Origin of the sequence: Rarobacter faecitabidus (assembly GCF_006716265.1) — a bacterium.
Lineage (GTDB): Bacteria > Actinomycetota > Actinomycetes > Actinomycetales > Cellulomonadaceae > Rarobacter > Rarobacter faecitabidus.
In genome coordinates, this window is record NZ_VFOS01000001.1 from 281699 (window position 1) to 299176 (window position 17478).

5 protein-coding genes are annotated in these 17478 nt (G+C 65.1%); 4 read left to right on the forward strand and 1 reads right to left on the reverse strand.

Features of this window, described 5'->3' with window-relative positions; translation table 11 throughout:
• Positions 1-43 precede the first annotated feature (43 nt).
• The 4 genes from FB461_RS01380 (at position 44) to FB461_RS01395 (ending at position 14979) form a co-directional block, all read left to right on the forward strand.
• Entirely contained in the window at positions 44-4105 is a 4062-nt protein-coding gene (locus tag FB461_RS01380; protein ID WP_142118250.1) for an Ig-like domain repeat protein, read from the forward strand.
• Positions 4102-7878 (forward strand): discoidin domain-containing protein, encoded by a 3777-nt coding sequence (locus FB461_RS01385; protein ID WP_142118252.1) that lies wholly within the window; start codon positions 4102-4104, stop codon positions 7876-7878. The genes FB461_RS01380 and FB461_RS01385 overlap by 4 nt, the downstream gene beginning before the upstream one ends.
• Positions 7879-8104: 226 nt before the next feature.
• Complete coding sequence (locus FB461_RS01390) at positions 8105-13870, forward strand: GH92 family glycosyl hydrolase (RefSeq protein WP_170222543.1); 5766 nt, start codon at positions 8105-8107, stop codon at positions 13868-13870.
• A 53-nt stretch (positions 13871-13923) separates the two neighbouring features.
• Positions 13924-14979 carry a threonine aldolase family protein gene (locus FB461_RS01395; RefSeq protein WP_142118256.1) on the forward strand — a complete coding sequence of 352 codons (1056 nt, stop codon included), beginning with the start codon at positions 13924-13926 and terminating at the stop codon, positions 14977-14979.
• Between the two features lie 36 nt (positions 14980-15015).
• Here the strand turns inward: FB461_RS01395 and FB461_RS01400 are convergent, their stop codons facing one another.
• Positions 15016-17457 carry a phosphoketolase family protein gene (locus FB461_RS01400; protein ID WP_142118258.1) on the reverse strand — a complete coding sequence of 814 codons (2442 nt, stop codon included), beginning with the start codon at positions 17455-17457 and terminating at the stop codon, positions 15016-15018.
• Positions 17458-17478: the final 21 nt, after the last annotated feature.

A 17478-nucleotide genomic window follows, 5' to 3' on the forward strand; every position in this document is an offset into this window, starting at 1 on the left:
GCCGCAGGCTACCGCCAGGCGGGCTTCCAGAAGGAGATTCCTCGTGAATCGAGTACTCAAGGGCATCGCCGCCACCGGAATCGGTGCGCTTCTCGCCGCTGGTGCACTCATTGCACCCGTGGCCACTGCCGCGTTGCCGCAGATACCGACCGTGGCGGACCTGCGCGATACCAGTACGACCCAGCCTCGCTGGCTTTCCGTGCCCTATTCGCGTACCGTCATCAACCCCTTCGCGTTCGAGGAGGTGGGGGCCACCACGGAACGGAGCGAGATCGAGTACTCGGGCGGGACGAACCTTCCTCTCTCGAACGGCTTCTACGCCCACGACGAGGCTATTCACGTAAAGAACATCCTCAATGTCTACGAAAAAGGAGCGGAGGCCCCGGAATACTCGCTGAACGAGTCGTTTGATTCGCAAGCGGCCACCGAGGCGGCAGGGTGGACCCTGCGCGATGCCACTTCCGTGTACTCGGGCGGCAAGGTGACGGTCACCAATTCCGGCGCCGAATGGGGATACCTCCAATCGCCCCTCGTCAACTTCAGCCCTGGTGACCAGCCCCTGCTGACCGTCCATGTGCCTTCGATTAGCCCCGCGAACGGGCTCTGGTCGATCGAGGCCCACTTCGTCGGGGGAAGTGGACCGGAAGTCGTGAAATTCCAGCCTGATTCGTCCGTGACCGGCGAATTCACCGTCGAACTCGCCAAGAAGCTTGCGGAAGCAGGCCGCACGGGGGCTCAGCAGTTCCGGCTCCGGTTGTGGGCCAGCACATACAACACCGGCTCGTCGAATGTCTCAGTGACGTTCGACTCGATCTCGATCCACAAGATCGGGGAGAACGACTTTCCCAGCACCGGACAGGCCGTCGGCTGGGAGACGAACTTCGACAACGTGAGCGGATGGTCGGGCCCTTCGAACGGATCGATAGTTGCCTCCGCGGGTGAGGGCGTCATCGCTTTGGGCAGCTCCGGCGACGCCTGGGGTGCAGCGACCACCCAGATCTCCGGGCTCAACGTCGACACCTACCCGCTCCTGTCGCTCAAGGCATCCTCGGGTACCGGCGAATGGGCCGTGAAGGTCAACTCCGGAAGCGGAGACATCCCGTTGCAGGTGGATACCGCCAGCCACGGCGTATTCACCTATAACCTGCGCGCCCTGACGGGCTGGACGGGCTCGAAGAACTTCACGCTCAAGGTGTTCCAAGTCGGTCACAACACATCGACTCGCTTTGACCGCATCGCCATTCATTCCGGAGGTTCCTCGTCCGTCTTCGAGGCCAACAACGTCGACTACGCGTGGACACCCGCATCCGTGACGATGCGGGGAACCTACGACAACATCACCGTCGACACGGAGGACTACTTCTCCACCGGGCAGATCGATGGCCTGGTACGGAAGATCAGCGCGACCGGGGACGGCGACCTTGCCGTCGGGGGAGTGCTGGAGCACTCGAATCCCGCCTACGACGCTGCGACCCGGACCATCACTGTCACCGGACCCTACGCGTCGCGTAGCGTCGCCCTTCCGCTCGATTCCGAAGTCAGATTCTATGGCGGCCTGCAATCCTTCAAGAACGGGGACCCCGGCACCGCTGCCCCGACGAGTTCGTCCGGCTACTGGTCGGCCGCACTGCCCGCCGATGGGACCGACCGCTACATCGGAATCGCCTGGGCAGTCGCGGGCGAGTCGGATGCCGCGACGCAGTCCCGTACCGCAGCGCGGGCGAGCAGGGACGAGCAGGCGAGCGGAATCGCGCACTGGACCCAGCACTGGAATGAATACCTCGGCAGCGTGCCTGCTCTCGAGGACTACTCGATCAACCGCGTCGCCGATGGCGGCGTGCAGTCGGATCGCATGCGGGTGTTCTACTTCTATGCCTGGATCAACCTGGAGATGAACGTCCTGCCAGCGACGCCGGAGACCGGAAACCTGTATGCGCAGGTTGGTACCGGGAAGCCATCGCTATGGATGCACGGTACGCCCGGTACTAAGAACGTGGCCTCCTGGGATTCGCTCTTGGGCATGCAGCAACTCGTCTACACCAACCCGAGCGCCTCCTGGGATTCGTTCATCGGAATGATGAAGTCGGTGAAGATGGACGGCCCCGCGCCCACCGACACGAACGGGGTCGACGCGAAGGGCGGCCTCAAAGGCGAGTCCCTGCCGAGTCGCAAGGCGCAGACCGCGTGGATTCTCTACTCTGTCACGGGGGACGAGGCCAAACTCCAGTCGATCTTCGACGAGTTGCACGCCCACCTGATCTGGGAGTCGCACAACCTGCGCTGGATCTTCGGAAGCAACGACGCGACGGACGAACGCGACAGCGAGTTCGTGGCCTCGCTCATCTATGACCTGAAGTTTGCGGTGAGGATCGCCGATCTTCTCGGTCACAATGACCTATCGGCGCAGTACACGTCGCTCATCACGTCGCTAACCCGCGACTATGAGGACTGGTTCTTCCCGACCACCCAGGACGGCGCTGGCAAGGTGTGGCCGACCGTGCAGAAGGTGTTCCTGGAAACGAGCCGCACCTCGATCCCCGAGCACCCGGAGACCGAAGGGCAGCCCTACCGTGACCAGAAGGGGCGCTGGGTGCGCCAGGGCCTGTCGTACTACACCACGACGGCGCTCGTCGCCGACGAGTTGGGCGCGAACTTCAAGGCGAAGGTCCTGCAGCGCCACGAGTGGGACTACGACGACAACCGCCAGCTCGCTGGTCTCGGACGGATCCGCGTCAAGGCGCCGGACGTTCAACTGATCACGTACGGGCTGCTCGACGCCGGCGCCTTCGGCGACTACACGCGCCAGGACCTGCTGGATCAGGCGAACGTTCTGGTCAACTCCTTCAACCGAGACATGGTCATCGCGAAGTGGTTCGCGGAGGTGTATCACGAAACCGGTAACGGCGCGGTCGGCGGTCATATCAAGGCATCGGGCGTCCGTCCCTCGCTGTTCGGCATCTCCAACTTCATCGACTTCATGCTGATCTCGAACGGCTACCGTCTCGACGAGGGGACCCCGACCTTCTTGCGGTTGGAGGGTGCTACAGGCGGTGTTTCTGGGCTCACTCACAGGAACCAGAAGTTCGGCTTCGACATTGATGGCACGACGATCCGGCTCAGCGGGGCCGCGGTGGGGCACGGCGGATTGCCACCCACGATCGATGTCTCGGAAACGGGCGTCTCTCACACCCCTGAGGGCGGGTATCAGGCGAGTACAGATGCATCACTGTCGTCGTTGAGCGTCGGCGGCACGTCTCTGAGCGGCTTTAGTGCGGGCAAGACCGACTACGCCGTCGAACTCCCCGCTGGTACAACGATCGTTCCCGGCGTCACGGGTATTGCCACCGACCAGCGGGCGAGTGTCACCGTAACCCCGGCATCGGCGCTGCCGGGAACCACAACCGTGCTGGTGACAGCTGAGGACGGAGTGACAACCCGCACCTATCGCCTCGCGTTCACCGTCAAGGCCGCGCCAGTGGACCCGAGTACGCCCAAGGACACCACCATCGTCGCACCGAGCAAGGTGAGTACCCGATACGGAGTGACCGCGCGCGTCGCGGTGAATGTCCGTGCAGACGGGGCTGTTCCCTCCGGCCGGGTCGAGGTCCGTGCTGAAAATAGGATCCTCGGTTCCGCCGCGTTGGTCCGCGGTCGCGCGACCGTGTCGCTGCCGAAGAACCTGGCGGTGGGGCGGCTCGGCGCCACAGTGACGTATGTGCCGACGGGAAGCGATTTCGCGGCCTCATCGAGCAGTCTCAGCGTGAACGTGACGAAGACCAAGATCAAGAAGGTGACCGCGCGCGTCATCAAGCCGAAGAAGTCCACCAAGAAGATCATGCGCAACAATCCGGCGACGGTGAGGGTCGTGCTCACGGGCACCGACGGCGCCCGCGTCACCGGCACAGTGCGCCTCACCGCTGGCAAGCACACCCTCGGCAAGGCAAAGATCAAGAAGGCTGGTTCGCGATTCGTTGCCACGGTCAAGATCAAGGCGAAAGCGACGACGAAGTTCAAGAAGTCCGCGAATGTCACGGCGAGGTACAGCGGCAACGGAACCTACAAGTCCAGCAACCACACAACGACGGTGAAGGTAAGAATCCGATGAACACATCTCACAGGCGCGCGATAGGCGCAACCATCGCCCTCGGATGCGCGATTTCGCTTTTCGCCCCGACCACCGCCGGGGCGATCTCCGCCGACCAGATCGTGACGGGCGGGGTGGCGTCGTTCGAGAGTTCCCCCGTGCCCGCATTCGGAGTGGCGGGGAGCCACTCCTTCGACTGGGTACAGCGCGCACAGGCGTTCGACGACCTCGCGTACGACTGGACTAACCGCGGTGACTTCACCACCATCATGGAGGATTCAACCGCGTACAACATGGATCCGGGCGAAACCTCATTCAAGATGCCCGCCTACTGGGGCGATGATCGCATCCAGCGGCTCGGCACGAACAACGGCGATGGTTACCAGGAATCGGTGACGCAGTTCTCGTCCATCATCTCCGGCACGCTGATCGGAATCGACAAGAGCAACCAGCCCTGCAACAAGCCGAATCTGCCCTCGGGTGTGACCACCTGCAACTACGTCGACATGATGCGCACCTTCGTTCATCAGGGCATCGGCGTGGCAGGAAACACGCCGCTCCTCGGAAAGACCGGTGATGGCAAGGACATCCCCGGCACGCGCGACGGCTGGTACCAGTTCCTGCCCAACGTCCTGTACTACGCCATGGGATCGATGTATCCCGATGCCACGGATATGGACGAGATCCTGCGGGGCATCGCAGACAACTACGACGCGATGGTCCGTCAGATCGGCGGCGCGAACGCCGATTTCAACATGCAGGACTATGACTTCGAAGAGATGAAGCCCATCATCAACGCTGGCTGGAACCAGGCCACGGATATCGGAGCGGCTACGGCTGCGGTGTTGATCTGGGCGCACGATCACTTCGGTGACGCGAAATACCTCCAGACCGCGAAGTGGACGATGGACGCGATGGATCGTTCCAGCGAGAACCGCTACTACGAGATCATCACGATGCTGCTGCCGTACCTGGCCGCGCGCATGAACGCGATGCACGGCACCAACTACGACGTGGCAAAGTATTTCCAGTGGCTCCAGTACGACACTGTTGCCCGCAACGGCTGGGGCACAATCGGTGGGTTCCGCAGTGCAGGCACCAGCCCGTTGCGGTGGGCCAGTAGGACGGTGTCGGGACTCTCTGGCAGCCTCTCGGACACCGGATTCGACGGTGACTCGTCGACTCGAGGCTACGCCTTCGCAATGAACTCGTTCGTGACGACCTGGCTGGCCGCGGCGGCCAAGTACGACACGCAGTATGCCAACACCGTCGGTCGCTGGCTGCTCAACGTCAACACGTCGGCCCGGTGGTTCTTCGCCGACCAAGTGGCTGCGAACCAGCAGGAGGGCGTGATCAGCACGCAGCAGACCGGTCAGCCGGGATCGTCCACGGGATGGAAGACCGACAAGCGTGCCGGCGCAATCGCGTACGAGGGGTTGCAGCCGCACTCCGGAGTCGGCATCCTGGCCACGGCCGATGTCACGCACCCGGAAAGATCCGGTGGGTGGAACCTGGGGCCGGACTCAACGAACCTGGGTCTCTACGGTTCGGGCTGGATCGGATTCATGTCCGTCATCAAACCGACGAACGTGGCAGACGTCCTGCGAACGGATCTGAACGCCCTGGATCACTTCGGGAACAATGCCTATCCCACGTCGCTGATCTACAACCCGACCGGGTCGGTTGCCCAGGTGCAGATCCCCCTCACCGGATCACGCGACCTGTATGACGCAGTTACGGGCTCCTATCTGGCGCGTGGCGCGTCCGGACAGGTAACGGTGCCAGTGCCTGCGGGCGGTTCCATCGTGCTGGTGGAACTTCCGGCCGGAGCAACGTTGTCGACCGAGGGGCACACCATCTCTGCCAACGGTGAGCCCATCGCCTATGACGTGTCACCGAGCCGTGACCTGGCTCTGGCCGCAGGGGTGGGTGTTTCCCCCACGAGTGTCAGCGCGGTGACCGCCGCGAGCCTCGTCGATGGCGATTTCACGACGGGCTGGGCCGCGACGACCACGCAGGCGCAGAACGTCGTCCTCGATCTCGGCGCCGAGCACAGCGTCGGGTCAGCCCTCGTGGCCTGGGGAGCCACCCATCCGGCGGACTACACCATCGCGACTTCCACGAATGGCTCGTCCTGGACGACTGCGACTCAGGTCTCGTCCCTCGGCGGGCGTGAGACGGCCACGTTCACTCCTCGTAAGGCGAGGTACGTGCGCGTCGCCATTCCCATCGGTACCTTCGACCTGCGCGCAATCGAAGTCCACCTAGGCGATCTTGCGAGAAATGTCCCGGTGCAGGTGTCGAGCACGACCAACACCCACCATGTGGGAGCCAACCTCACTGACGGGTCCCGGTTCACGCGCTGGGAATCTGCCGCGACCGATGCGCAGAACGCGCAGGTAGACCTTCGTCGTGCCCAGCAGATCGGTGCTGTACGGATCAACTGGGAAGGGGCCTATGGCCGAGATTTCCGGATCGAGACCTCGCTCGACGGCGCGAACTGGGATGTAGCCAAGACCATCACCGGCGCAACCGGTGGCGACCAGACCATCGCTTTGCCCGAGGGCACTCAGGGGCGCTACGTCCGCTTCGTCGGAGTGCAGCGAGGCACCGAGTGGTCGTACTCGATGTGGGACTTCGAGGTGTACGGCCCGACGGGAGTCACCCGGGTCGGCGACATCACCCTGGGGGACATCGGAAGCGGAGGAGTCATCGCGGGCGGAGCGTTGCCGATCGTGGGAAGCGGCTTCACTCCAGGAGAATCGATCACTCTCGCCTGGCAGGGCGGGGCGAGCAGCCAGGTCACCGCGGATTCCACCGGGGCGTTCACGGCAGAGGTAGTCGTGCCCTCCATCACGGGAGAGCACACTCTGACCGTCACGGGCCTGTCATCAGGGGTCGAACGATCGATTACCGTCACAGTTACTCCGGCCGCCGAAGTGAGCGTCCCAACCGCCACAGTGCTCAAGCTCAGCTCTAGCGCCGTGGTAGCAGACGCGAAGCGTCCCGTCGTCGCGGAAGTCTCCGTGACGTCCGGTGGTGCAGGCGCGCCCGCGGGTACCGTGATAATCGCCGAATCGGGCCGTGAGATCGCTCGCGGAACTGTTGTGGCCGGCTCTGGAAAGGTGACGATACCCTCATCCCTGGCGATCGGTGATCACGCGCTTACCGCTGAGTTCCGGAGCGTGGACATGGGACGCTGGCGGGATTCACGTTCCGCGACCAAGGTGCTGACGGTCGACAAAGCCCGGGTGACCACTCGGGTGACCATCGGGAAAGCGACGGTGGGCAAGAAGACGACGGCGACCGTTCGCGTGACGAGTACGGGAACCTGGCGCGGAGGACGGGTGACACTCACTGGCTGGGGCAAGACGCGCAAGGTGACCGTGCCCGCCAGCGGCTTGGCCAGGATCAAGCTTCCCGCGCTCAAGAAATCGGGTAAGCGAACGATTGTGGCCCGCACCGTTGCAACCGCGCGCCAGTCGGCCAGCACTCACCGGCAACGGATTTCGGTCGTCAAGGCGAAGCCGAAGGTAAAGATCAGCGTGAAGCGCTCGGGCGGCATAGCCAGTTTCCGCATCACTGTGGTCAAACCCAAGGGCGTATCCGCCACCGGTCGCGCAGCCGTCTCCGTCAACGGCAAACGGGTAACGACCGTCCGTGTGAGCAAGAGCGGAAAAGCGAAGACGGCAAGGGTAGCGGTCCGCGGTCGGGTCAAGTTCGCGGTGAAATTCGCAGGCAACAAGGCCCTCCGGACCGTGACCAGGACGATCACCGTCCAGGCTGCCCGATAAGCCGGTTTCCCCGCCCGGCGCCTATCGTGCGGCGGGCGGGGAAGCCATTCGGTAGATCCCACTAAACAAGAACATCCTTGAGAACGTCACTACGAGTGATCCCCCACAGTTAGGTATTGAGATGCGTTTGTCGTCAATCGGAAAACCGCGCCGTTCACGCAGCGGTCGGCGTATCACGGCCGCGTTCGCCATCGCCGCACTGTGCGGTGGATCGTTGGGAGCAAGTATGCCGAGCGCGCAGGCCGCGAATGCCGAGACCAACCCGTTCTACACGTCGTTCGATGAGGTCGCTGCCCCGGCGGGTCTCGTCAACTCGACGAGTTACTCGGCCGCCGGAGCGACGACCGAGAACTTCTCCGGCACCAATTACTCGCGTGGGAACCTGGCTCCCTCATCTGTGAGCGCGAGCGCGGAAAACGCCCCGAACGAATCCGCCGCGAAGCTCATCGACGGAGACCCGTTGACCAAATGGTTCGCCAACACCAAGACGCCGAAGGTGGATCTCGTCTTCGCCGGCCCGCAGCGGGTGACGCGGTACGTGCTCACCACGGCCAACGACGCCCCCGACCGCAACCCGAAGAACTGGACGTTGCGGGGTTCGAACGACGGCAACACCTGGACCACCCTGGACACCCGCACGGGTCAGTTGTGGGGCAATGGGGGCGCACCCAGCCTGCACACTCGGCATTCCTTCGCTGTACCTGCGGACAAGCAGGGCGATTACTCGCGCTATCGGATAGACGTGAGCGACAACAACGGCGCGGCTGGCACTCAACTGGCCGGTGTGGAACTCATCGGAACAGGGTCCTCGACACCGAATGTGACTCCATGGCAGACCGCCGTAGACGATGGCCCCTGGTCGAGCCGCGTCGCCAAGGCCAAGGTCGGATTCAGTGGCACCAAGGCGCTGCGCTACTGGGGCTTCCACACGGCCGATGGCGCCGCTCGCACGACCAATGTGCTCTACCAGGACCTCGACCTGCAGATCGGATCCAATACCGAACTCACCTACAAGATCTTCCCCAATCTGGACGAGCTCGAACTGGCCTGGCCCGCCACCTACGTCGCGGTCGATCTGGAATACACGGAGGCTGGCAGCAGCACGCCCAAGCGCATGTCGCTCGCCGGCCTGACGGACAGTTACGGGTTCCCCGCAACCGCCCGCGGTCAGGGCGAGTCCAAGCGGCTCCTGGCGCGTCAGTGGAACTCGGTGCGGGTGGGCCTGGGTGCGCTCGCGGGAGCGACCGTTCACAAGGTACTGCTCTCCTACGACAACCCGAGCGGTTCGGCGGCCTCCACTCCAACCGGCTGGGTGGATGACATCCGCATCGGCAGCGGTCGCGTCATCGATACATCGGCCGATGGCCTGACCGCCTATGTGGACACACGCCGTGGCTCCGACTCCACGGGTGACTACACCCGTGGTGCGACCTTCCCCGCGACGGCCGTACCCAATGGATTCAACTTCTACACCCCGCTGACTGAGGGGTCGTCTAACGTCGACCTGTACAAGTACCAGGGATCGAACACCTCCGCCAACAAGCCGCGGCTGCAGGGGCTTGCCATCTCGCACGAGCCGAGCCGCTGGATCAACGACCGGAATCAGATGCAGTTCATGCCGTCGGTCACCACGGATGGAACGCCCAACGCCGGCCTGGGAAATCGCCAGCTGACGTTTAGCCACGACAACGAGATCGCGCGGCCGGACTACTACTCGGTGACGTTCGACAACGGCATCAAGGCCGAGATCGCGCCCGCCGATCACGCGGCGATCCTCCGGTTCACATTCCCGGCGAGCGCGAACAACCGGGGAACGATCTTCCTCGACAAGGTGTCGCACGACGCGGGCTTCACCCTGCGGAGCGACAACACCGGGTTCGATGGCTGGATGCAGGGCGGCGCCGAGGGCACGACGCGCATGTTCGTCCATGCGCGATTCAACCGTTCCACGGTCGCGCAGGGGACAGCCGCTGGTGACCGCAGCGGCGCCCAGTACGTCTCCTTCGATACCTCCGACCCCGGTAACCGGGTTGTGGAGATGCGCATCGCGACGTCGCTGATGAGCGTGACCCAGGCGTGGCACAACTACGAGCTAGAGGTCGTGGACAAGAGCTTCAGCCAGGTACGCGCGACCGCGCAGGCCGCGTGGAACCAGCGCCTCGGCGTCGTGGACCTGCAGCAGGCGACGGACGAGCAGAAGATCTCGATGTACTCCAGCCTCTACCGTCTGAACCTCTACCCCAACGCGCAGCACGAGAACACCGGCTCGGCGGCGACGCCGGTGTGGAAGTATGCCAGCCCCGTGAACGCCACGACCGGCGCGGCGACCGCGACCGACACCAACGCGAAGATCAACAACGGCAGGATGTACGTCAACAACGGCTTCTGGGACACCTATCGCACGGCCTGGCCCCTGTACAATCTGCTGTATCCGGACGTCGCGAAGGACCTGATCGACGGCTTTGTCGAGCAGTACCGGGCCGGCGGCTGGATCGCCCGCTGGTCCACCCCGGGCTACAAGGACTCCATGACGGGGACGAGCTCGGACGCGTCGTTCGCGGACGCCTACATCGCCGGGGCCATCCCGGCATCACTGGCCGAGGAGGCCTACGCGGCTGGGCTCAAGAACGCGACGGCGGCCTCGTCCTCAAATATCCAAGCGAACGGCAACTACGTGGCCGACCAGGTGGGGCGCAAGGCGCTGAACGAGTCGATCTTCCTGGGCTACAGTCCTGCGTCGTTGGACCAGTCGGTGTCGTGGGGGCTCGAGGGCATCATCAACGACTACGCGCTGGGTAAGATGGCGGCCAAGCTGGCGCAGGACACGAACGTGGCCGCAGATCGCCGCGCGCGCTACGCGGACGACGCCAGGTATCTGCTTGGCCGGGCCGAGAGCTACGTCAACCTCTTCGACTCCCGCGTGGGAGATCCGGGGGACGCGAGCACGCCGCTCGGCTTCTTCCAAGGGCGCAAGGCGAACGGCGACTGGCTGCTGGCGCCGGGGGCGTACGACCTGTCCAATCGCACCAGTGTGTACAACCCGGAGGACTGGGACTCGGGCACCGAGACCGGGCACCACACCTACACCGAGACGAACGGCTGGAACTTCGCCTTCCATACACCGCACGACGTCGACGGGCTGGCTGCGCTGTACGGCGGGCAGGCGGGCCTGATCGCCAAGCTCGACACGTTCTTCGCAACCCCGGAGACGGCGAATACGCGGCGCATTCACGAGACGTACGAGGCTCGCGACGTGCGGATGGGCCAGTGGGGCGCCTCGAATCAGATCTCGTTCCACATCCCGTGGGTCTACGCTGGCGCGGGCAAGCCGAGCCGGACGCAGGCGCTCACGCGTGAGGCAGTTCAGCGCCTCTATGTCGGCTCGGACATCGGCCAGGGATACCTGGGCGATGAGGACAATGGCGCGATGAGCGCGTGGTACGTGTTCTCGGCGCTCGGGTTCTACCCGCTAGCCATCGGTTCTGGCGAATACGCGGTGGGCTCGCCCGTCCACGGCAAGGCCGTAGTCAAGCCGCTGGGACGTGACGGAAAGGTCACCATCAACGCGTCGAACAACTCGGTGAAGAACGTCTACGTGCAGACGGCCAAGCTGGATGGCGCGCCGTTGCAGAAGGCCTCGCTGGGCGTCGCGGATGCGTTCGACGGTTCCGACCACACGCTCGACTTCACGATGGGCGAGCAGCCTTCGGGCTGGGGCGAGAGTGTCCTGCCCGCTGAGCAGCCGACGCCGTCGATCGACTTCCTCGACGCCAAGTATGCGAGCATCTCCGCAGTCGGTACCGCGGCCGCGCCGCTCGCCGACAACACCTCGAGTGCGGTGGCGCAGTTCTCCTCGCCCGGCGGCAGCGTCACGGGGTCGTCCAAGGTCGGGCCGGTCACGGTGGACGAGTACACCCTCACGAATGGTGCCGGTTCCGCCAGCGGGGATCCGCGCGATTGGCGACTCGAAGGCTCCGATGACGGAACAACCTGGACGATCCTGGACCAGCGCAGTGGGGAGGCGTTCCCCTGGCGCACGCAGACGAGGCCGTTCACGGTCGCATCGCCGGGTTCCTACAGCCGCTACCGGCTGGTGGTCACAGGTACCGGCGGCGGCGATCTCGCGCTGTCGGAGGTCGAGTTCCTGGTCGTCAAGCGCGGGTCGTCGGCGGGTCAGCTCGCCGTCCACGCGTCCGACGCGCTCGACGTGCGTGCGGGGACGGTGTTCACCGGGACGCTCGCGACCGTGACGACGAACGGCCAGGCGCCCACGGTGACGGTTGACGATGGCAACGGTCCCGTCCCGGGCACGGTGACGGCGAATCCGTTCGGCGGCTACGTGGTGAGCGCCAATCTGGTGTTCAGCACTCCCGGCCTGCACGTCGTGACGGTCGACGCATCGCAGGGCGGCCAGCACAAGAGCGCGAAGGTGCCGGTCAACGTCTACGTCGACAATCGCACGGCCACACAGCTGGCATCCGCGGCGAACGTCGCGTGCTTCTCGGAGCTCGGGATCGGCGGAAGTTGCGACGGTGAGGGCTACGCGTACGACCGCGCCAAGATTCGCGCCGCCGGGATCGATTTCGGCGTGGAGCAGACGATCCAGCTCGCTGGTCGCACCTTCCGGTACACGCTCCCGGACGTTCTCGCCGGGAACAGCGACACCCTTACCGGTCGCGGGCAGGTCTTCGCGGTGTCCCCGAACCCGGGTAGTGAGCGGATCTCGTTCCTGGGAATGGCCAACCAGGGACAGCGGACCGTCCGAGTCTGGCTCGGCTACAGCGACAGCACCGAGCAGGCGGTGGACGTCACCTTCGGTGACTGGGTGGACAAGGCCGGTAACCCTATCACCGGCAACACCCAGGTGTTCAACGCGCCTGGCCGCCTCAAGGACGCGGGCCAGGAGCTGCCCGCCAAGAACCTTGCCGTGTTCGCCACGGACCCGGTGACCCTGCAACCCGGGAAGACGCTCAACCGGATTCGCCTCGAAGACCAGGGAACCGACATTCCGGCCGGGAAGGCGCACATCGTGGCGCTGGCCTTCGACGGCTCCGCTGTCCCGCCACTCGCGGCGGCCTCAAGCGGACAAGTGCCGAGCGCCACGGCGGGCAAGCCGCTCGCGGCCGAACTTGCCACGGCATCGGGCGGCCGGGGCGACTACCGGGCGTACGCGAACTGGGGCGACGGCACCGCGCTGGAAGAGGTCACCGTGCAGGATGGCATCGTCTCCGGTTCCCACACCTTCGCGGCGGCGGGAACGTACCAGGTGCATATCACAGTGACCGACGGTGAACTCTCCAAGGTCGTGGGCGCAACGATCACCGTGGCGGCCGCGCCCGTGGACCCGGACGGACCCGGTGGCGGCGACCCCAAGCCGGTCGATCCGGTCGTAGCCAAGGTGGGTGCTCCGGTGCTGTCGAAGCCCAGCCAGGCGTACGATTCCGTGGCCAAGCGCCGAGTGACGATCTCGGCTACGGTGTCCGGTGTCACCTCCGGCGTCGTCGCGTTCCGCGCGGGCGGCAGGTTGCTCGGCACGGCCACGGTCGTCAAGCAGGGCTCGATCTATCGGGCAGCCCTCCCGGTCCCGGCACGGCTGCCCGTCGGCACCTACCGGGGGCTCGCGGCCACTTTGACCGCAGGCGGCAAATCGGCGCAGGCGCAGTCGGCCGGCGTATCGCTCCGGGTGGTCAAGGCGACCACCAAGTCGGTCACGGTGTCCGGCAAGAAGTTCCGTGCCGGGACGAAGCCGAAATTGACCGTTCGCGTGGCAACGCTGACCAACGGCCGTGCGGCAACCGGCAAGGTGCGCATTCGCGTCGGTAAGAAGGTCGTGAAGACCGTCAAGCTGACGGCCAAGCGCAAGGGCAAGATCGTGGTCAAGTTGCCGAAGCGGTACTCGTCCTCGATCAAGGTCAAGGCCAAATTCGTGCCTACCTCGGCAAAGACGGTCAACGCGAAGTGGTCCAAGCAGGTGTTGCTCAAACTGCGATAGGACACCGCAGCGGTGGAAACCTGACCGAAATCGGGTCGCCGTATCCTGGATTGATGGATGCCAGTTCTGCCCGCCGGTTCAACTCCGACAACTACGCGGGGGCGCATCCCGAGGTGCTGGAGGCGTTGATCGAGGCGAACTCCGGCCATCGGCCAGGATACGGCGACGATCCATGGACCGAGCGCCTGTGCGAGGTCGTGCGCGGCCACTTCGGGGAGCAGGCTCAGGCCTATCCGGTGCTCACGGGCACCGGCGCCAACGTGGTGTCGCTGGCGGCTATGCTGCCCCGCTGGGGCAGCGTGATCACGCCCGCGTCCTCCCACCTCAACGTGGACGAGAACGCCGCTCCCGAGCGCATGGCCGGGATCAAGCTGCTCACAGTCGACGCGCCGGACGGGAAGCTTACGCCTGCTCACCTCGATGAGTTCACCGCGAACATCGGCGACCCGCACCGGTCGCAGCCGCTCGCGATATCCATCGCGCAGCCGACAGAACTCGGCACCGTCTACCAGTTGGACGAACTGCGCGCGCTCGTCGAGCGCACGCATGCGCTCGGCATGGCCGTGCACATCGACGGGGCACGGCTGTCCAATGCGGCAGCCGCGCTGGGTGCGACGCTGGCCGAGATCACCACCGAGGTCGGTGCCGACGTCGTGACGCTCGGCGGCACCAAGAACGGGATCATCGCCGGGGAGGTGATCGTGGTCCTGAGCCCCGGCGCCGGGGAGGGGATCGATTTCGTGCGCAAGTTTAGCGCGCAGCTCGCCTCCAAGATGCGCTTCGTCTCGGCCCAGCTCGTCGCTCTCTACGGATCCGACCTGTGGCTGCGCAGCGCCGCGGCCGCGAATACTGCCGCCGCGCGCCTGCGTGCAGGGCTGGACGCCGCCATCGCGCGCGGTGAACTGCCCGGCTGGCGGCTCACTCAGGCGACCGACACCAATGCCGTCTTCGCGATCATTCCCGAACGAGTGCGCGAGGAACTGCGCGCCCGGTTCGGCTTCTACGACTGGAACCTGGCCATCGGCGAGGTCCGCCTCATGTGCTCGTTCGACACGACCGACGGTGATGTGGACGAGTTCCTCGCCGCCGCCGTGGCGGTCATGGCCTGACGGGCCTCGCTGGGCAGTGGAGGAGGCCTTTGGCGGTTACTCGTTGTCCCCGCCGGTGGCGGCGGTTGCCGTGCGGTCCACCGGCGGAGTGTCGGCTCCGTCCCCGTTCGCGCCCGGCCACACCCAGTCGCGCACCTCGGGGATGTCCTCGCCGAATTCGCGGGTGTACTCCCTCGCGGCCAGGCGGGCATCGAGCATCTCCTGGCGCAGCCCCGCGTAGCGCGAACCGAGGCCGGGCACGCGGTCGATCACGTCGATGGCCAGGCGGTAGCGGTCCAGATCGTTGAGCATCACCATGTCGAAGGGAGTGGTGGTCGTGCCCTCCTCCTTGTACCCGCGTACATGGATGTTGTCATGACCCGTGCGCCGATACGTCAGCCGGTGGATGAGCCACGGGTAGCCGTGATACGCGAAGATGATGGGTTTCGTCGGGGTGAAGATCGTGTCGAAGTCGCGATCCGGCAGCCCGTGCGGATGCTCCTTCGGATCTTGGAGCCGCATCAGGTCGACGACGTTGACCACCCGCATTTTCAGTGACGGTATGCGCTGGCGCAGCAGGTCGGCGGCCGCGAGCACCTCCAGCGTCGGCACGTCACCGGCGGCCGCGAGCACCACGTCGGGATCCTCGCCCTCGACCTCGGTTCCGGCCCACTGCCATATCCCCAGCCCGCGAGTGCAGTGGGCGATGGCCTCGTCCATCGTCAGCCAATTTGGCGACGGCTGCTTGCCCGCCACGACGACGTTGACGTACTGCCGCGACCGCAGGCAGTGGTCGTAGGTGCTGAGGAGGGTGTTCGCGTCGGCGGGCAGGTAGACCCGGACCACCTCGGCCTTCTTGTTCACGACGTGGTCGATGAATCCGGGGTCCTGGTGGCTGAACCCGTTGTGGTCTTGGCGCCACACGTGGCTCGAGAGCAGATAGTTCAGCGAGGCGATGGGACGCCGCCAGGGAATGTGGTTGGTGACTTTCAGCCATTTGGCATGCTGATTGAACATTGCGTCGACGATGTGGATGAACGCCTCGTAGCAGTTGAACAGGCCGTGGCGACCGGTCAGCAGGTAACCCTCGAGCCATCCCTGGCACTGATGCTCGGACAGCATCTCGACCACCCGCCCCACCCGGGCCAGATGCTCGTCGACCTCGGGGGAGAGGTACTGCGCCTCCCACACCTTGTCGGTCGCCTCGTAGACGGCCTGCAACCGGTTGGATGCCGTCTCGTCGGGCCCGAAGATCCGGAAGTTGTCCGGGTTGAGGCGTACCACCTCCGCGAGCCAGCGGCCGAGCACCCGGGTCGCCTCGTGGATCGACGCCCCTGGGCTGGGGACCTCCACCGCGAAGTCCCGGAAATCCGGCAGCCGCAGATCCTTCAGCAGCAGGCCGCCATTGGCGTGCGGATTGGCGCTCATCCGCAATTCGCCCTCGGGCGCTAGTGCCGCGACGTCCGCGTCAAGTCGGCCGTTTTCATCGAATAGCTCGTTCGGCTTATACGATTCCAGCCAGCCGCGCAGCACGTCGAGGTGCGCCGGGGTGTCCCGCGCGCTCGCAAGTGGCACCTGGTGGGATCGCCACGAGCCTTCGGTGAGCTTGCCGTCGATCTCTTTGGGGCAGGTCCAGCCCTTCGGGGTCTTGAAGACGATCATTGGCCAGGTGGGACGAGAATCGTCGCCCAACGCCGCGGCCTTCTTGATGGCGGCGATCTCGTCCAGGACCGTGTCCAGGAGGGCCGCGAACCGGCGATGGATCGAGAGGTGATCCTCGTCGTCGAAGCCCGCGACGAACAGGTGGGGGCGATGGCCGTAGCCGACCAGGAGATCGTGCAGTTCTTCATCGGGGATGCGGGCCAGCACGGTCGGGTTCGCGATCTTGTAGCCGTTGAGGTGCAGGATGGGCAGCACCGCCCCGTCGAGTTTCGGGTTCAGGAACTTGTTCGAGTGCCAACTCGTCGCCAGCGGGCCGGTCTCCGCCTCGCCGTCGCCGATGACGGCCGCGACCAGCAGGCCGGGATTGTCGAAGGCGGCGCCGTAGGCGTGCGAGAGGGAATAGCCGAGTTCGCCACCCTCGTGGATGGAACCGGGTGTCTCGGGCGCGACGTGACTGGGGATGCCGCCGGGGAAGGAGAACTGGCGCATGAGCCGGCGCAGACCCTCGGTGTCGCCGGTGATATCGGGATAGGTCTCGGTGTACGTGCCTTCGAGGTACGAGTTCGCCACCATTCCCGGCCCACCGTGTCCCGGTCCGGCGATATAGATGGTGGACTGCTTACGCTCCGCGATGGCCCGATTGAGGTGGGCATAAATGAAGTTCAGCCCGGGCGTCGTGCCCCAGTGACCGAGCAGTCGCGGCTTCACGTCATCCCTGCTTAACGGCTCTCGCAGGAGCGGATTGGCCAGCAGGTAGATCTGGCCCACCGACAGGTAGTTCGCGGCGCGCCACCACTTGTCGATCCGGTTCAGTGTCTCGTCGTTGACCTCGGTCATCGCCTTCCTCCGTCTCCACCG